At 70.1% G+C, this 15,541-nt stretch carries 17 protein-coding genes and 1 pseudogene; 11 read left to right on the top strand and 7 right to left on the bottom strand.

The annotated features are described in order from the left end of the window. Positions 1 to 75 precede the first annotated feature (75 nt). Genes upp through HHL28_RS16775 form a run of 3 tightly spaced genes read left to right on the top strand, consistent with a single transcriptional unit; the run spans position 76 to position 1,462 of the window. Entirely contained in the window at positions 76 to 726 is a 651-nt protein-coding gene (gene upp, locus HHL28_RS16785; RefSeq protein WP_075771147.1) for a uracil phosphoribosyltransferase, read from the top strand. 47 nt (positions 727 to 773) lie between these two features. Beyond that, complete coding sequence (locus HHL28_RS16780; RefSeq protein WP_075771148.1) at positions 774 to 1,136, top strand: type II toxin-antitoxin system RelE/ParE family toxin; 363 nt, start codon at positions 774 to 776, stop codon at positions 1,134 to 1,136. Next, positions 1,133 to 1,462, top strand: a complete 330-nt coding sequence (locus HHL28_RS16775; RefSeq protein ID WP_075771149.1) for a helix-turn-helix domain-containing protein — start codon at positions 1,133 to 1,135, stop codon at positions 1,460 to 1,462. Before HHL28_RS16780 ends, HHL28_RS16775 begins: the two co-directional genes overlap by 4 nt. A 1-nt stretch (position 1,463) precedes the next feature. Here the strand turns inward: HHL28_RS16775 and HHL28_RS16770 are convergent, their stop codons facing one another. Then, the gene (locus HHL28_RS16770) at positions 1,464 to 1,904 is read right to left on the bottom strand and encodes a globin family protein (protein ID WP_404326030.1); all 441 of its coding nucleotides are present in this window, start codon (positions 1,902 to 1,904) and stop codon (positions 1,464 to 1,466) included. Between the two features lie 161 nt (positions 1,905 to 2,065). Here HHL28_RS16770 and HHL28_RS16765 point away from each other — a divergent pair, with 161 nt between their 5' ends. From HHL28_RS16765 to HHL28_RS16750, 4 genes are all read left to right on the top strand, one after another. After that, on the top strand, positions 2,066 to 3,775 hold the full coding sequence (locus tag HHL28_RS16765; protein WP_169655526.1) for an ABC transporter permease: 1,710 nt from the start codon (positions 2,066 to 2,068) through the stop codon (positions 3,773 to 3,775). A gap of 69 nt (positions 3,776 to 3,844) precedes the next feature. After that, positions 3,845 to 4,087 (top strand): type II toxin-antitoxin system VapB family antitoxin, encoded by a 243-nt coding sequence (locus HHL28_RS16760; RefSeq protein WP_075771151.1) that lies wholly within the window; start codon positions 3,845 to 3,847, stop codon positions 4,085 to 4,087. Further along, complete coding sequence (locus HHL28_RS16755) at positions 4,084 to 4,503, top strand: type II toxin-antitoxin system VapC family toxin (RefSeq protein WP_075771152.1); 420 nt, start codon at positions 4,084 to 4,086, stop codon at positions 4,501 to 4,503. The genes HHL28_RS16760 and HHL28_RS16755 overlap by 4 nt, the downstream gene beginning before the upstream one ends. Before the next feature lie 26 nt (positions 4,504 to 4,529). Continuing rightward, complete coding sequence (locus HHL28_RS16750) at positions 4,530 to 5,474, top strand: retropepsin-like aspartic protease (protein WP_075771153.1); 945 nt, start codon at positions 4,530 to 4,532, stop codon at positions 5,472 to 5,474. Between the two features lie 52 nt (positions 5,475 to 5,526). Here HHL28_RS16750 and HHL28_RS16745 read toward each other — a convergent pair whose 3' ends face one another. Next, on the bottom strand, positions 5,527 to 6,555 hold the full coding sequence (locus tag HHL28_RS16745) for a Fe(3+) ABC transporter substrate-binding protein (RefSeq protein WP_075771154.1): 1,029 nt from the start codon (positions 6,553 to 6,555) through the stop codon (positions 5,527 to 5,529). A gap of 178 nt (positions 6,556 to 6,733) precedes the next feature. Next, positions 6,734 to 7,423, bottom strand: coding sequence for a superoxide dismutase family protein (locus tag HHL28_RS16740; protein WP_075771155.1), 690 nt, complete (start codon positions 7,421 to 7,423; stop codon positions 6,734 to 6,736). Between the two features lie 206 nt (positions 7,424 to 7,629). Here HHL28_RS16740 and HHL28_RS16735 point away from each other — a divergent pair, with 206 nt between their 5' ends. Both HHL28_RS16735 and HHL28_RS16730 read left to right on the top strand, forming a co-directional pair. Continuing rightward, the gene (locus HHL28_RS16735) at positions 7,630 to 8,862 is read left to right on the top strand and encodes a DUF898 family protein (RefSeq protein ID WP_169655524.1); all 1,233 of its coding nucleotides are present in this window, start codon (positions 7,630 to 7,632) and stop codon (positions 8,860 to 8,862) included. A 12-nt stretch (positions 8,863 to 8,874) separates the two neighbouring features. Beyond that, entirely contained in the window at positions 8,875 to 10,002 is a 1,128-nt protein-coding gene (locus tag HHL28_RS16730; RefSeq protein WP_075771157.1) for a M48 family metallopeptidase, read from the top strand. A 10-nt stretch (positions 10,003 to 10,012) separates the two neighbouring features. Here HHL28_RS16730 and HHL28_RS16725 read toward each other — a convergent pair whose 3' ends face one another. After that, the gene (locus HHL28_RS16725) at positions 10,013 to 10,300 is read right to left on the bottom strand and encodes a hypothetical protein (RefSeq protein ID WP_075771158.1); all 288 of its coding nucleotides are present in this window, start codon (positions 10,298 to 10,300) and stop codon (positions 10,013 to 10,015) included. Between the two features lie 125 nt (positions 10,301 to 10,425). On the opposite strand from HHL28_RS16725, the gene HHL28_RS16720 reads away from it, so the two are divergent. Beyond that, a complete protein-coding gene (locus HHL28_RS16720) occupies positions 10,426 to 10,944 on the top strand; it encodes a hypothetical protein (RefSeq protein ID WP_075771159.1) in 519 nt (172 codons plus the stop codon). Here HHL28_RS16720 and HHL28_RS16715 read toward each other — a convergent pair. Continuing rightward, positions 10,941 to 11,612, bottom strand: coding sequence for a RibD family protein (locus HHL28_RS16715; protein WP_075771160.1), 672 nt, complete (start codon positions 11,610 to 11,612; stop codon positions 10,941 to 10,943). The genes HHL28_RS16720 and HHL28_RS16715 overlap by 4 nt on opposite strands. A gap of 290 nt (positions 11,613 to 11,902) precedes the next feature. Here HHL28_RS16715 and HHL28_RS16710 point away from each other — a divergent pair, with 290 nt between their 5' ends. Continuing rightward, positions 11,903 to 12,559, top strand: a complete 657-nt coding sequence (locus HHL28_RS16710) for a hypothetical protein (protein ID WP_075771161.1) — start codon at positions 11,903 to 11,905, stop codon at positions 12,557 to 12,559. Between the two features lie 176 nt (positions 12,560 to 12,735). On the opposite strand, the pseudogene trpS reads toward HHL28_RS16710, so the two are convergent. Both trpS and murJ read right to left on the bottom strand, forming a co-directional pair. Then, positions 12,736 to 13,736, bottom strand: a pseudogene (gene trpS / locus HHL28_RS16705) (tryptophan--tRNA ligase). 93 nt (positions 13,737 to 13,829) lie between these two features. Beyond that, on the bottom strand, positions 13,830 to 15,425 hold the full coding sequence (gene murJ, locus HHL28_RS16700) for a murein biosynthesis integral membrane protein MurJ (protein ID WP_075771163.1): 1,596 nt from the start codon (positions 15,423 to 15,425) through the stop codon (positions 13,830 to 13,832). Between the last annotated feature and the right edge of the window lie 116 nt (positions 15,426 to 15,541).

Genomic DNA, 15,541 nt, shown 5'->3' with positions numbered 1-15,541 from the left:
CGTCATGGATGCCGCTGACGGGACCGATCCGGCACGCTATGCTCCCGCCGATCCTGATACTGACGGCCGGGCCCCATGCGCACCCATCCCGATTACCCGAACCTGTTCATCCTGGACCACCCGCTGATCCAGCACAAACTCAGCCACATGCGGGACAAGAGCCGGTCCACCATGGGCTTCCGGCAATTGCTGCGGGAGATCGCCCTGCTGATGGGGTATGAGATCACCCGCGACCTGAAGCTGACGACGGAGCGGATCGAGACGCCGCTGACCGTCATGGACGCCCCGGTGATCGAGGGCAAGAAGCTGGCCATCGTCCCCATCCTGCGCGCCGGGCTGGTGATGGCGGAGGGGCTGCTGGAGTTGGTCCCCGCGGCGCGCGAGGGGCATATCGGCCTGTACCGCGACCATGAGACCAAGCGCCCGGTCGAGTACCTGGTGAAGCTGCCGGACCCGGCGGGTCGCATCTTCATCCTGGTGGACCCCATGCTGGCCACCGGCTATTCCGCCGTCCATGCCGTGGACGTGCTGAACCGCCACGGGGTGCTGGACGCCCAGATCCGCTTCATGGCCCTGGTCAGCGCGCCGGAGGGGGTGAAGGTCTTCCACGACGCCCACCCCAGCGTCCCCGTCTTCACCGCCGCCCTGGACAGCCATCTGAACGAGAACGCCTACATCGTCCCCGGCCTGGGCGACGCGGGCGACCGGCTGTTCGGCACGAAGTGAGGGGCGGGCCTTGAGCCCATGCCAGATTTGACATAATTTGGTGTTGGATGCGTGAGCCCAAGCCAGTTTATTGGGTCGGCTCCGGTCGAAAGGACGTGCGGGCATTCCCGGAGGACATCCGGGACGCCGTGGGCTTTGCCCTCTTTGCGGCTCAGACCGGGGGCAAACACCCACATGCCAAGCCCTTGGCTGGATTCGGCAGTGCGGGCGTGTTGGAGATCGTGGAGGACGGTGAAGGGGATACGTACCGGTGCGTCTACACCGTCCGTTTCTCGGACGCCGTCTATGTCCTCCATGCCTTCCAGAAGAAGTCGAAGCGTGGGATCGAGACACCACAGTCAGAGATCGCGTTGGTCAGAAGCCGGCTGAAACTGGCGGAAGACCATTACCGGGGCAGGAGGTCAGGATGACGGACGAGCCATCAGGCGTGATTGCCATTGAGGGCGGCAGCGGCAATGTGTTCGCCGACCTGGGTTTGGACCAACCCGACCTGCGCTTGGCAAAGGCCCGCATCGCCCTACAGATCGCCCAGGTGATCCAGGACCGTGGCCTGACCCAAGTCCGCGCCGCGGAACTGCTGGGCATCGACCAGCCAAAGGTTTCATCCCTGGTGCGGGGCAAGCTGGCCGGGTTCACGCTGGAACGGCTGCTGCGATTCCTGAACGCGCTGGGCTATGACGTGGAGATCACATTGCGGCCCAGCGGCGCTCAAGGGCAGATCGCCGTGGCGGCCTGACTCACCCCACCGGGGCGGTGGCCGCCGCGTCCTTCATGACGCCGGAGACAAGGGCGTAGGTGGCGGCCCAGGCGTCCCGCACCGCCGGGGTGAAGCCGGCGCCCAGGCCCTGTTCCAGGGTCCAGAGCAGGGCGGTGCCCACCGTGTCATAGTCCTTTTCCCGCACGCCATAGCGGGCATGGCGCACGCCCATGTCCCGCAGCACCGGCACGATGGCGTCCGGCGCCTTCAGCGCGGCCACTGCCGCGGCCAGCGACGCCATCAGCTTCTGGCCCTGGATGACCATGTCTTCCCGGAACAGGGGCTTCAGGGCCGGGTCCAGCTCGAACAGCTTGCCATAGAACAGGGCCGCCGCCTGTTCCTTGATCGGCACCACCTTGGCGAAGCTGGCCTGTACCAGCTTGACCTGTTCCGGCGTCATGGCTTCCTCCCCCGCTTGCATGCGCGCGACTTCCTTCCCGAAAGGGGTGCATGGGTAGCCCGTCCGGGTCAAGGGCCAAGCTGGGTTCGTGACAAGGGGGACGCGGCCAGCCGTCGCGGCGGGGCAGCCCGGCGGGCCGCGGGGGTTGCGAACCGCTCGCAGGACGTGGGACAACCAGCCCCATGGTGGACCAACCCCTGACCGGATTCCGACCCCCGCCCGACGCCGCCCGGCCCCCCGGGCGGCTGGCTGCCTGGCTGCCCAGCCCCTGGCTGGTGGGCGGGCTGCTGGTCGCCTTGCTGGTGGCCCTGCCGGTGCTGATCGTGGGCAGCCGCGTGCTCGTGCCTACGGACGGGGTGTGGGACCATCTGGCGGCCACGGTGCTGCCCCGCTACCTGGCCAACACGGTGAGCCTGGTGCTGGGGGTAGGCATCGGGGTTCTGGTGATCGGCATCGGCACGGCCTGGCTGGTCACCATGTGCCGCTTCCCCGGCCGGCGGGTGTTGGAATGGGCGCTGCTGCTGCCCCTGGCCATGCCGGCCTATGTCATGGCCTATGTCTATACCGACCTGCTGCAGTTCGTGGGCCCGGTGCAGACCGCGCTGCGGGAGGCGTTCGGCTGGACACGGGCCGATTACTGGTTCCCCAACATCCGGTCCCTGGGCGGCGCCATCGCCGTGCTGTCCTTCGTGCTGTACCCCTATGTCTACCTGCTGGCCCGGGCGGCGTTCCTGGAACAGTCGGTCTGCGTGCTGGAGGTCAGCCGCACCCTGGGCGCCGGCGCCTGGCGCGCCTTCTTCCGGGTGGCCCTGCCCCTGGCGCGGCCGGCCATCGTGGCGGGGCTGGCCCTGTCCATGATGGAGGTGCTGGCGGATTTCGGCACCGTGCAATACTTCGCCGTGGACACCTTCACGACAGGCATCTACCGCACCTGGTTCGCCCTGGGGCAGCCGGTGGCCGCGGCGCAGCTGGCCGCCGTGCTGATGCTGTTCGTGCTGGCCGTGCTGGCGCTGGAGCGGACAAGCCGCGGGGCCGCCCGCTATCACCATTCCACCGGCCGATACCGCGCCCTGCCCAGCTACAAGCTGGGGCCCGCCCGGGCCGCCGTGGCGCTGGCGGCCTGCGCCCTGCCTGTCCTGCTGGGCTTCGCCCTGCCCTGCCTGCTGCTGCTGCGCATGACCTTCGAGGGGGGCGACGCCCTGTTCGGGCCGGTGTTCCTGAGGCTGGCGGGCAATTCCCTGACCCTGGCCGGCATCACCGCCGTGCTGGCGGTCACCCTGGCGTCCCTGGTGGCCTATGGCATGCGGCTGCGGCCCGGGCCGGTGCTGCGCGGCGCGGCGCGGGTGGCGGGCATGGGCTATGCGGTCCCCGGCAGCGTCATCGCCGTGGGCATCCTGATCCCCGCGGCCAGCTTCGACAACGCCCTGGACGGCTTCATGCGGTCCACCTTCGGCCTGTCCACGGGCCTACTGCTGTCCGGCACCATCGTGGCCGTGGTCTATGCCTATCTGGTGCGGTTCCTGGCGGTCAGCCTGAACACGGTGGAGGCCAGCCTGGGCAAGATCCGCCCCACCCTGGACCATGCCAGCCGCATCCTGGGCCACACCCCCGGCGGCACCCTGGTGCGGGTCCATGCCCCGATCATGAAGGGCAGCCTGCTGACCGCCGCCCTGCTGGTGTTCGTAGACGTGATGAAGGAGCTGCCGGCGACCATGATCGTCCGGCCCTTCAACTTCGACACCCTGGCCGTGCGGGTCTATACCCTGGCCAGCGACGAGCGCCTGGCAGAGGCCAGCACCGCCGCCCTGGCCATCGTCGTCGTCGGCATCCTGCCGGTGGTCCTGCTGAGCCGCGCCATCGCCAGGAGCCGCCCCGGCCACGAGAACGGCTGAGGGGCCCGGTTCCCGCGAGGGCCGTTCCGCGTTATCCTCGCTCATGACAGTGAGGACGGGAGGCCCCCGATGGACACGCTGATGCGCGACCAGTCCCTGGAAGCCCTGGCCGAGGAGGTGGCCCGGCTGGAGGGGAGCAGCGTGGCCGACGCCGTGCGCCGGGCGCTGGAGGAGCGGAAGGCGCGGCTGGAGGAGGTGGCGGAACGCCGCCGTAAGATCGATGAGTTGGTGGCGGAGGTGCGGAAGCTCCCTGTCCTGGACCCCCGCGACCACGGGGAGATGCTGTATGACGAGTACGGCATCCCGAAATGAGCGAAGCGGCCGTCGATACCTCGTCCGTCCTGGCCGTCCTGCTTGGCGAGCCGGAGGGGCCGGCATTTGCCGACTTCATGGCGGGAAACCAGCTGCTGATGTCGGCCGGGACCCGGATTGAGTTGGAGCTGGTCGTCCAACGCCGCTTGCCCCAGGGCGGCCTTCCCCGGCTGCATGCCCTTCTGGCAACCCTGAAGCTGACCATCGTTCCGGTGGACGAGGAGCAGGCGCGCATCGCCTGTGAGGCGGCGCACCGGTTCGGCCAGGGCCGGGCGGCGCCCCCCGCCGTGCTGAACTTCGGCGACCTGTTCGCCTATGCCCTGGCAAGGGCACGGGGCCTGCCGCTGCTGTTCAAGGGGGAGGATTTCGCCCGGACGGACATCCGCCCCGCCTGCCCTGCGGACCCTGCCCTCTGACCCGCTTTCCTGTCCTGGTCCTGGCCTTGGCCCTGCTGCTGGCCGCCTGCGGCGAGCCGCCAGCCGGGCCCCCGCCGCCCGCCCTGGACGCGCCGGTGGTGCTGCCCGTGCAGGCCGGCGGGTCCGACCTGATGGTCCAGGCCTCGGTGAACGGCGGCACCCCGGAGACCTTCATCGTCGACAGCGGCCTGACCGGGACCCACGTGCTGGGCCGCGACACGGCGGAGCGGCTGGGGCTGGAGCAGCACGGCTTCGCCCTGGTGGGAAGCTGGGCCGGGCTGGGCATGGCCCGTTTCACCCGGGTGGAAAGCCTGGGCCTGGGCGGGCTGGAGCTGCGCGGCCTGCCCATGGCGGTGGTGGGGCTGCCGCCGGGCGTGCTGGCCCGCGACGGCGGCGTGGCGCTGGCGGGCTTCCTGGGGCAGCCCCTGTTCGATGCCTATGCCGTCACCGTGGACGTGCCCGCCGGGACCCTGACCCTGTCACCCCCCGGCGGGCCGGTGCCGGAGGGGGCCATCACCCTGCCCCTGCTGCCCGGGCCCATGCCCCTGGTGGAACTGCGGGTGGACGGGCAGCCGGTACGCCTGTCCATCGATACCGGGGCCGCCACCAGCGACATCACCCTGTATGAAGACGTGGCGGAGCGCCTGGGCCTGCGGGCGCGCTATGGCGAGGGCCGCCGCAGCCGCGCCCTGGCCGCCGCCGGGGAGGTGGAGTTCGAGAAGCTGACGGTGGGGGAGGTCCGCGTCGGCCCCCAGCGCCTGCCCAAGGTGGAGCTGGACATCGTCCCCCGGGCCACCCTGTGGGACCGTCTGTTCCCTGGCGACTGGGACGGGGTGGTGGGCCTGGGCCTGCTGGCCCAGTACCGCTTCACCCTGGACATCCCGAGGGGAAGGCTGGTGCTTGTGCCGCTGACCACCCATGACAGCAGTTTCTGGCAGAGGCTGGAGGACAAGAGCGCCGCGCCCCAATAAAAAGGCCCGCCGCGAGGGATCGCGGCGGGCCTGGTCAATCAATGCGACCGGCTCACTTCCAGCCGGCGCGGTCCATGATCTTCAGCGCCTCGGCGTTGTTCTTGCCATAGGTGGCGGCGTTCAGGGCGTCGGCCTTGAACTCGCCCCAGCCGGCCACCACCGGGTGCGGCTTCACGCTGGACAGGACCGGGTATTCATAGTTGCCGTCGGCGAAGATCTTCTGCGCCTCCGGGCCCACCATGAACTCGATGAACTTGATGGCGTTGGCCTTGTTCGGCGCGTTGGCGGCGACGCCCACGCCGGACACGTTCACATGGGTGCCGCGGTCCTTCTGGTTGGGGAAGAACACGCCCACCTTGTCGGCGATGGCCTTGTCCTCCGGCTTGGCGGAAGCGGACAGGCGCGCGAAATAATAGGTGTTGGAGACGGCCACGTCCCCCTCGCCGGCGGCCACCGCCTTGATCTGGTCAGTGTCGCCGCCCTGGGGCGGGCGGGCCAGGTTGGCGGCGATGCCCTTGGCCCAGGCCTCGGTCTTCTCCGGGCCGTTGGCGGCCAGGACGGAGCCGGTCAGGGACTGGTTGTAGATGTTGGTGGAGCTGCGGATCAGCAGCCGGCCCTTCCACTTCGGGTCGGCCAAATCCTCATAGGTGGACAGCTCCGACGGCTTCACCGCGGCCTTGTTGTAGATGATGACGCGGGCGCGGGTGGACAGGCCGAACCAGTAGCCCTGCGGCTCGCGGAACTGCGGGGCGATGGTCTTCTCCAGCAGCTCGTTCTTCACCGGCTGCAGCACCCCGGCTTCCTGCGCGCGCCACAGGCGCCCGGCATCCACGGCCACCAGCACGTCGGCGGGGCTGTTCTTGCCCTCGGCCTTGATGCGCTCGATCAGCTCGTCGTCCTTGCCCTCGATCAGGTTGACCTTGATGCCCGTCTTCTCGGTGAAGGCCTTGTAGAAGAGCTGGTCGGTGTCGTAGTGGCGGGAGGAATAGACGTTCAGCTCCTGTGCGGCGGCGGTGCCGGACAGGGCCAGCATGACGATGCCGACGGCGGAAGCCAGGGCGCGGCGCATGGGGAGTGCCATGGGGATTCTCCGGGTGGGTCGCTTGTAAAATCTGCAAATCACTCGCAGTTGCGCGGACGATGCGAGCCCCCGCCCCGCCTGTCAAGCGGCATTGCGACCCATTCTCAAAGTGTGGTCTTTCGCCCCACCCGGTGCCGCGACGGCATGGCCCGCGGCACCGGGCCGTATGCCCGCGACCTCACTTCCCCCCGGGCTTGGGCGGCTGGGTCCCGGCATTGCCAGCCATGGGCACCTCGATGATGCCGCAGGCGATGCGCCCGCCGGAGTTGCCGGCCGGGTCGCTGACATAGTCGTCGATGCCTTCATGCAGCACCAGCGACCGGCTGCCGCTGGGCAGCAGGCTGTTGGCGCCGGGGCGGAGCGACAGGCCGGGGGCGACCACGTCGATGGCGCCCTTGCCGTCCTCCCCCACGAACAGGATGGGCAGGTCCCCGGCATGGGGACCCCTGGGGTTCAGGTAGCCATGGGCCTTGCCGCCGGGGTTGAAGTGGCCGCCGGCGGTCTTGAAGTCCGGCGGGTCGCACTTGCCGGCCTCATGCACGTGGAAGCCGTGCTGGCCGGGGGGCACGTTCTCCAGCCGGGCCTGGACCAGCACCCCGTTGGGCGTTTCCGCGAAGGCGACGGTGCCCAGCGGCTTGCCCTTGGCGTCCTTCATGACGCTGGTGGCGGTCACCTGCTGCGGCTCGTCGGTGCGGTTGACCTGGGGCAGCATCTGCTGGTTGGGCGTCTTCACCTGCCCGGCCGGGCGCTCGCCCTGGCCTTGCTGGCCGGCATTGCCGGCATCCTGGCCCAGGGCGGGGCCGGTCGCCACCAGGGAAAGGGCGAGGCAGAGGGCGGCGGCCGGGCCGGCTTTCGGATGGAAGTGCATGGGGGGATCCTCGGGGGGGCTGCGGGGCCGTCAGGGCTTCCACCTGCAACGGCGGGGAGGGCCGAACCGTTCCGGCCCCCTGCCCCATCGCGCTTGCGACTTTATGCGCCCCCATCGACAGCAATGGGCGGTCCCGCTTATACCCGAAGCTGGGGATAGGCGACCTTCCCGAGAGGCGGGCAGGGCTGGACGACAGGGGGATGCCCATGGTGGTGGCGTATGCCGAGGAACCGGTGACCGGCGGGGAACCGCCTGTCGTGGCGTTCGAGGGCAGAAGGGGGGCGTTCCTGCGCCTGCTGCTGGTCAACATGCTGCTGAACCTGGTGACCCTGGGCATCTACCGGTTCTGGGCCCGCACCCGGGTGCGCCGGGCGCTGTGGTCCATGGTCCGGCTGCGGGGGGAGCCGCTGGCCTATACCGGCACGGGCAAGGAGCTGTTCATCGGCTTCCTGGTGGCCATGCTGGTGCTGCTGCCCGTCTTCGTCGTGATCACCATCATCCAGAACCTGGTGCCGCCCACGGAGTTCCTGCTGGTCATCGGCGTGAACACGGGCCTGGGCCTGCTGTTCGGCGTGCTGGGCGTGCTGGCCATGTACTTCGCCCGGCGCTACCTGCTGACCCGCACCGCCTGGCGCGGCATCCATGCCGGGCAGGATGGCGGCTGGGCGGCCTTCACCTGGGCGCACCTGAAGGCCTATGTGCTGGTGGCCGTGACCCTGGGGCTAGCCCTGCCCTGGGCGCAGGCGAGGACGTACAATTACCGCATGGGCGTGACCTGGTTCGGGACCGGCCGGTTCGGCGCGAACGCCGCCGCCGGGCCGCTGGTGCCGGCCTACATGGCCGTCTGGGTCACTTATGCCCTGGCCTATGCCTTCTTCTTCGCAAGCTTCCTGCCGTTCATGGGCTGGCAGGCCGAGGCGGCGGCGGCACGCCAGGCGGGCGGTGCCATGCCGCCTTTCCCGGGTTTCGGCTATCTGTGGATCCCTGCCGTGGTGTTGTTCCTGGCGGGCATGTTCCTGTACGCCCGCTATCTGCTGGTCCGCTTCCGCCACTTCACCGCCCACACCTGGCTGGAGGGCACGGGGTTCCGCTGCGACATCCGCACCCGCCAGGCCCTGTACGTGGCCGTGGTCTACCTGCTGCTGCTGGTGGGGGCCGCGGCGGTGCTGGGCGGGCTGAGTTATCTGCTCATCAAGGCCGCCGATGGCCCCGGCGCCAAGGTTTTCGCGGGGCTGGTGCCGATCCTTGCCTCCTTCCTTTTCGTGCTGCTGATGGGGATGATCAACCAAGCCTGGTTCGCCTTCGAGGCGTTGCGGCTGATCTGCGCCAACCTGCAGGCCAGCGACCCGACCGTGGCGGATGAGTTCCTGAACCGCGGCGCCGTCGCCCCCCGCCGGGGTGAGGGGTTGGCCGACGCCATCGGCGACATCGGCTTCTGACGGGGGGACACCGTGGACCTGGGAACCGCCCTTTACGAGGACCGCCGCCTGGGCCGGTCGGTGCCTGTCCTGCTGCGGGGTGAGGGCGGGTTCCTGCTGCTGCTGCGGGAAGACGGGCGGGAGCTGGACCGGTGGCCCGCTGCCGCGGTGCGGCCCGTGCCCGATGCCGGGGCGGACGGGCACGCCAGGCTGGGCCTTGCCGCCGACTCCCCCGCCCTGCTGGCCCTGCCCTGCCCGGAGGTGCCCCCGGCCCTGGCCGGGTTCCTGGCGGGCCAGGGCCGGTCGCCGGCGCTGAAGGCCCACAAGGCCAAGCGGGACCTGCCGCTGCCGGTCTGGCTGGGCGGGGCAGCGGCGTCCGTCGTGCTGCTGCTGTTCGTTGTGCTGCCGGCCCTGGGCGACGTGCTGGCCGGCTTCGTCCCGCCGTCGCTGGAGCGGCGCATCGGCGAGCAGGTGGCGGAGGTGGCCACCGGCATCCTGGTGAAGGGTGGCCGCAAGGCGGAATGCCGCACGCCGGAGGGCACCGCCGCCCTGGACAGACTGGTCCAGCGGATCAGGCTGCCCGACGGGCCGGCGGTCCAGGTCCGGGTCATCGACAGCGACATGGTCAACGCCTTCGCCGCCCCCGGCGGCTTCATCGTCGTGCCCGTAGGGATGGTGCGCTTCGCCGGGACGCCGGAGGCGCTGCTGGGCGTGCTGGCCCATGAGGTGGGGCATGTGGCCGAGGGCCATGCCATGCGCCGGGTGATGCGGGTGGCCATGTCATCCACCCTGCTGACCCTGCTGACCGGCGACCTGGGCGGCGGCATCGGGGCCGCCGCGGTGGGGCAGATGGTGGAAAGCGGCTACAGCCAGGAGCATGAGCGGGAGGCCGACGCCTATGCCGTGGCCGCCCTGCGCGCCGCCGGCCTGCCCACCGACCCCTTCGCCGACCTGTTCGGCCGCATGCAGTTGAAGGTGGGTGACCAGCCCAAGTGGCTGGCCCTGGTCGCCAGCCACCCGGACATCCAGTCCCGCATCGCCGCCATCCGCGGCGGTGACGGCCCCGCGGCGGGGAGCGGCCCGGACCTGTCCGCCGACTGGGCCGCCCTCCAGGCCATCTGCGGTCCGCCGCCGCCCGAGACCGAGGCAGGGAAAGAGTAGGGGCTTGGCGTCACCCCCGGTTCACCAGCTTGAAGAAGCGGCTCTGCTTCCCGTCGATCTTGTCCTGGTGCAGGAAAGCCAGCTTCCGGTCCTCGAAGGTCTTGAAGAACTGGTCCCAGCTGATCTCCTCCAGCCCTTCCTCCGGCTCACCGAAGTCGATGCGCAGCAGGCCGCCATCGTCCCCCTTGGGCGTGCCCTTCACGGCAGCGGGGCGGCCGCCCCGTTCCTCCGCCCAGCGGCGGATCTCGTCATGGTCGGTGGTGGGGGCGGCGTCTGAGCCGCGGGCATGGCTGGCCATGGTGGTCCTCCTGGTCTGAAGGGGCTTGCTGGCCGTTCCAACCGCGGGAGGCCTGCTCGCGTTCCCGCTTGCAATTGCGAATGACTCGCAATACCCTGGCTTCAGGGCTGACCGAGGAGACTGCCATGGCAGACCAGCAGACCATCCGCCAGATCCACCGCCGGGCCTTCCAGCCTGCCGACCCGGGGCCGCTGGACGGCACCGTCGTCTTCGGCCTGTCGCAGGGGGAGCAATTGCTGCTCTGGTCCGCCCGGCGCTGGCGCCATGGCCGCTTCTGCTGGGACCAGGTGGAGGCGGAGTACAAGCGCCTGGCCGGCCCCCGTTGGGCCGACGCCCTGTTGGCCTGGGAGGAGGCGTTGGACCTGCTGCACCAGCTTCCCAGCCGCACGCCGGAGATCCGCAACGGCTGTGACAGCCGGTTGAGCCCGGCCGAGCGCGCCCTGTTGACCGCCACCGCCGCCAGCCTTCCCGGCGCGGGCGGCGACCCGTCCTTCCTGCTGGCCCGGCTGGCACCCCCGGCAGCCCGGCCCGAGCTGGCCGCCGCCCTGTCCCGTGTCGCCGCCAGCCTGGAAGACTGCCCCCTGCCCCTGCGGGGGCCCGCCCCGGTCGCGGCGGATTCGGAACGGCGGGTGCCGGCAGCCTAGGTCCTGGGCGTCGGGTTCACCAAATCCATCACGGCCACGTCGCCCAGGGTGCGGGTGCCTTCCAGCCGCAGCCGGTTGTCAGGCCCGTGCAGGAAGCTGGCGGGACCCACCATGCGCGGTGCCCGGCCGTCGCCGACGAAGAATGGGGCCACCGCCAGACGCAGCGTGTGGAAGGCGCCGGCGGCCAGGAACAGGGTCAGCACGCAGCTTCCGCCTTCCACCAGCAGCCGCCTTATCCCGAGCCGGGCCAGGGCTGCCAGCAGGGCGGGGGCCGTTTCCTCCGCCACGCCCACCACCTCCGCCACCCGGCCGAAGCGGTCCCGCAGGTCCGTGCACACGGCTTCCGGGCACAGCACCACCCGCCGCCCGGTGGCGGCGAAGAAGGAGGCACCGGGGTCCAGCTCGCCGGTGCGGGTCAGCACCACGCGGGTCGGCTGTTCCGGCAGGCCCTGCGCCTTGCGGGCGGCCACCAGGTCCGGGTAGCGCACGGTCAGCCGGGGGTCGTCCCGGCGGACCGTGCCGGCGCCCACCAGGATGGCATCGCACCCGGCGCGCAGGGCGTGGATGTCGCGCCGGTCCTCCTCGCTGGACAGGCACAGCGTCTCCGCCCCCGCATGGTCGATATGGCCGTCCAGCGAGGCGCAGACGGACAGGTGGACACGCTCCATGCAAGGGCTCCCAAAAGCTTACGCTTTTTCGTTCCTCGATCGCCCCCGGCTCGAGGGCCGGGGCAGGCTCCGCCGCATCCGCGGCTTGGCTTACGCGCACACGGGTGCGCGCTGTAACGGTGGGTTGTGCGGCCCCGCCTGTCCAGTCCCCCATCCGACCAGGGCCCATCTGTTCCGGTTCTGCAACATCTGCCCCCGGATCGGGCTGTGACCGGCGTTGGTCGCTTGCGCAGGGCCTGTCGTTCCGTGTTCGTAACGCCCAGGTCCGTTCCTACCCACAGGATTAACCCATGCGTTCCGCCTTTCTCGCCCTTCCCGTGCTGGCCGTTTCCTTGGCCGCCGCGGCCCCCGCCCAGGCCGCCAGCGTCGGCGCCAGCGTCTCCACCAACGGGGTGGGCATCGATGCCGGCGTCTCCGTCACGCCGTTCTTCGGCATCCGGGTGGACGGCGCCACCCTGTCCTTCGACCACAGCTTCGGCGTGGACGACATCGACTATGACGCCGACGTGCAGCTGAAGTCCCTGGGCGGCATCGTCGATTTCTACCCGTTCCCGCTGGTGGGCTTCCGCGTTTCCGCCGGTGCCCGGCTGAACTGGAACGAGGCTGACGTCACGGCCTCGCCCAACGGCCCGCGCCAGATCGGCGGCCGCACCTATACCCCGGCCCAGATCGGCAGCCTGGAAGGCAATGTGGAGTTCGACCGCCTTGCCCCCTATGCCGGCATCGGCTGGACCTCGGGCTTCTTCGGCACGGGCCTGCAGTTCATCGGCGATTTGGGCGTGCTGTACCAGGGTTCCCCCAAGGTGTCCTTGCGCGCCACCGGCGGCCTGGCGGCCGACCCCGTCTTCGCCGCCGACCTGGAGCGGGAGCGGCAGGAGCTGGAGGACGACGTGGAGGACTTCAAGTGGTACCCGGTCATCAAGATCGGCGTGATGTATAAATTCTAAGTTTCCTCAGTCGCCCCCGGCTCGAGGGCCGGGGCAGGCTCCGCCGCATCCGCGGCTTGGCTTCCGCGACCACGTGGTCGCGCGGCGGCGAAACGCACTTTCGAATTCGAAAGCCCAGAACAAAGGGGGCCTGCCGTCGCCGGCAGGCCCCCGGTTCTTCCAAGGCTGTGGCGTGCTCAATACCGCAGCAGGCCGACGATGTCCTTGACCTCGCCCATGGTCTTCTCGGCGATGGCGCCGGCGCGCTCCGCCCCCCGCTGGAGGATGCGGTCCAGTTCGGTCCGCTCGTCCATCAGGCGCTTCATCTCCGCCGCGATGGGGCCCAGCTTGGCCACGGCCAGGTCGGCCAGGGCCGACTTGAAGCCGCTGAACTGGCTGCCCGCATGCTCCGCCAGCACCGCCGACCGGCTGCTGTCCGCGAGCGCGGCGTAGATGGTGACGAGGTTGTCCGCCTCCGGCCGCTTCTCCAGCTCCTCCACCGTCTCCGGCAGGGGTTCCGGATCGGTCTTGGCCTTGCGGATCTTCAGGGCGATGGTGTCCGCGTCGTCCGTCAGGTTGATGCGGCTGTAATCGCTCTCGTCCGACTTGGACATCTTCTTGGTGCCGTCGCGCAAGCTCATGACCCGGGTGGCCTCGCCCAGGATCTGCGGTTCGGGCAGGGGAAGAAGTCGTCGCGCTTGTAGTAGCGGTTGAAGGCGCCGCCGATGTCGCGGGCCAGCTCCAGGTGCTGCTTCTGGTCCTCGCCCACCGGCACGTGGGTGGCCTTGTACAACAGGATGTCCGCCGCCATCAGCACGGGATAGGCGTAGAGGCCCAGCACCGCGTTCTCCCGGTGCTTGCCCGCCTTCTCCTTGAACTGGGTCATGCGGTTCAGCCAGCCCAGCGGCGTGTGGCAGGCGAAGATCCAGTTCAGCTCGGCATGGCCCGGCACGGCGGACTGGTTGAACAGGATGTTCTTCTCGGGGTCGATGCCCGCGGCCACATAGGCGGCCGTCACCGCGCGGATGTTGTTCCGCAGGGTCTCCGGGTCGTGGTCGATGGTCAGGGCGTGCAGGTCCACGACGCAGAAGATCGCCTCGAACTGGTCCTGCAAGCGGACCCAGTTCTTCAACGCGCCCAGATAGTTGCCAAGGTGGAGCTGGCGGGTGGGCTGCATGCCCGAGAAGATGCGGTTCATCACATGGCCTCAAAGGGTTGCCCGCTTATGGAGGGCGGGCGGGGAGCGTGAGGTATGAAGGCTGCCTGGGAACGGGTCAAGCGGCCCGGGACTTCACTCAGGCATGCCCGGCGTGGACGCCACGGGCGTGCCCCCGCCATTCCTGGGCCGGCGCATCAGCGCCTTGACCTCCGCCGGCCTTGCGGCGCCGGTCAGGGCGCAGAGGCTGAAATAGGTGAGCACGGCCAGGACGATGACCGTGCCCAGGGCCGCCACCTCCACCAGGATGGGCCGGCCGGACAGGAACCGGTCCAGCAGGGACAGGGCCGCCAGGATCACCCCCACCATGCCGGCCACCGCCACCAGGGTGCGCCACAGCCGGGACCAGAGCCGCCGGTCCAAATCCAACTGCCCGCGCCGGTGCAGGCCCCAGGCCAGCAGGGCCACGTTCAGCCAGGCCGTCAGCCCGGGGGCCAGGGCCAGGCCGACATGGCCCAACGGCCCGATCAGGGCCAGGGACAGCAACACGTTGCTGACCAGCACGATGATGGCGAAGCGTACCGGCGCCTTCGTGTCCTGCCGGGCGAAGAAGGCCGCCGACAGGACCTTGGCCGTGATAAAGGCCGGGATGCCGATGGCATAGGCCTGGAGGGCCGCCGCCGTCGCCGCCGTCGCCTCTGCCGTGAAGGCGCCGCCCTGGAACACCACCTGGATGATAGGGCCGGGCATGACCATCAGGGCCGCCGTGGCCGGCAGGCCCAATAGCGCCGCGAACTCCAGCCCGCGGGACAGGGTGTCGCGGATGCCGGAGCGGTCGCCGTCCTGCACCTTGCGGCTCAGCACCGGCAGCAGGGCCGTGCCCACCGCCACGCCGATCACGGCCATGGGCAGTTGGTTCAGCCTGTCGGCATATTGCAGGTAGGACACGGCCCCGGTGGGCAGCCAGGACGCCAGGTTGGTGCCGATCAGCAGGTTGAACTGGTAGACCCCGGCACCCAGGATGCCCGGCGCCAGCAGGGCGAACAGCTTCCGCACCCCCGGCGTCAGCGTCGGCCGGCGCAGGCGGAGGTCCATCCCCGCCCGGTGGCAGGCCACGGCCATCCAGATGAGCTGGGCCAGGCCCGCCACGGGCACGCCATAGGCCAGCATGATGTGGGCCGGGATGCCCAACGGCCCGGACAGCAGCAGGCCGGTGATCTGCACCAGGTTCAGCAGGATGGGGGCCGCGGCGAAGGGCCCGAACTTCCCCAGGGCGTTCAGGATGCTGCCCAGCAGCGCCGTGAGGGAGATCAGCGCCAAGTAGGGAAAGGTGATGTGGGACAGGCTGATGGCCAGCTTGAACTGGTCCGGGTCGTCGGTGAAGCCGGAGGCCAGCACCGCCACCACCACCGGCATGGCCAGGGCCATCAGGATGCTGAAGCCCAGCAGGGCCGTGACCATCACCGCCAGCGCCTCCTCCGCCAGCCGCTGGGCGTGGGGCTTGCCGTGGCCGTGCAGCTCCTTGGAGAACAGGGGCAGGAAGGCGGCTGTGAAGGCCCCTTCCGCGAACAGGCTGCGGAACAGGTTGGGCAGGCGGAAGGCCACGAAGAAGGCGTCCGCCTCCGGCCCCGCGCCCAGGTAGCGCGCCATCAGGCTGTCACGGATGAAGCCGGCGACGCGGGACACCATGGTGATGCCGCCGACGGTGGCGATGGCGCGGGCGAGGGACATGGGTGGGTGCGGCCGGGGCTTTCTGCGGGGGCAGGCTGCGGCTTAGCGGAAATCCGGGGCGGAAGGAAGGTGATCAATCGCGGCCCGCATGCGCACGCATATGCGCTTCATTGAGG

Origin of the sequence: Aerophototrophica crusticola, from assembly GCF_012913305.1 — a bacterium.
Classification (GTDB): Bacteria; Pseudomonadota; Alphaproteobacteria; order Azospirillales; family Azospirillaceae; genus Niveispirillum; species Niveispirillum crusticola.
Note: the sequence above shows the minus strand (reverse complement) of the source record. Positions and strands in the feature narration are given on the sequence as shown.

Bases quoted from the DNA above. Each gene is read 5' to 3' on its own strand.
- HHL28_RS16740 (WP_075771155.1), bottom strand. From the start codon at position 7,423: ATGCACTTCCATCCGAAAGCCGGCCCGGCCGCCGCCCTCTGCCTCGCC.
- HHL28_RS16760 (WP_075771151.1), top strand. From the start codon at position 3,845: ATGGACACGCTGATGCGCGACCAGTCCCTGGAAGCCCTGGCCGAGGAG.
- HHL28_RS16765 (WP_169655526.1), top strand. From the start codon at position 2,066: ATGGTGGACCAACCCCTGACCGGATTCCGACCCCCGCCCGACGCCGCC.
- HHL28_RS16745 (WP_075771154.1), bottom strand. From the start codon at position 6,555: ATGGCACTCCCCATGCGCCGCGCCCTGGCTTCCGCCGTCGGCATCGTC.
- HHL28_RS16775 (WP_075771149.1), top strand. From the start codon at position 1,133: ATGACGGACGAGCCATCAGGCGTGATTGCCATTGAGGGCGGCAGCGGC.
- HHL28_RS16755 (WP_075771152.1), top strand. From the start codon at position 4,084: ATGAGCGAAGCGGCCGTCGATACCTCGTCCGTCCTGGCCGTCCTGCTT.
- murJ (WP_075771163.1), bottom strand. From the start codon at position 15,425: ATGTCCCTCGCCCGCGCCATCGCCACCGTCGGCGGCATCACCATGGTG.
- HHL28_RS16720 (WP_075771159.1), top strand. From the start codon at position 10,426: ATGGCAGACCAGCAGACCATCCGCCAGATCCACCGCCGGGCCTTCCAG.
- HHL28_RS16710 (WP_075771161.1), top strand. From the start codon at position 11,903: ATGCGTTCCGCCTTTCTCGCCCTTCCCGTGCTGGCCGTTTCCTTGGCC.
- HHL28_RS16715 (WP_075771160.1), bottom strand. From the start codon at position 11,612: ATGGAGCGTGTCCACCTGTCCGTCTGCGCCTCGCTGGACGGCCATATC.
- HHL28_RS16770 (WP_404326030.1), bottom strand. From the start codon at position 1,904: ATGCAAGCGGGGGAGGAAGCCATGACGCCGGAACAGGTCAAGCTGGTA.
- HHL28_RS16735 (WP_169655524.1), top strand. From the start codon at position 7,630: ATGGTGGTGGCGTATGCCGAGGAACCGGTGACCGGCGGGGAACCGCCT.
- upp (WP_075771147.1), top strand. From the start codon at position 76: ATGCGCACCCATCCCGATTACCCGAACCTGTTCATCCTGGACCACCCG.
- HHL28_RS16725 (WP_075771158.1), bottom strand. From the start codon at position 10,300: ATGGCCAGCCATGCCCGCGGCTCAGACGCCGCCCCCACCACCGACCAT.
- HHL28_RS16780 (WP_075771148.1), top strand. From the start codon at position 774: ATGCGTGAGCCCAAGCCAGTTTATTGGGTCGGCTCCGGTCGAAAGGAC.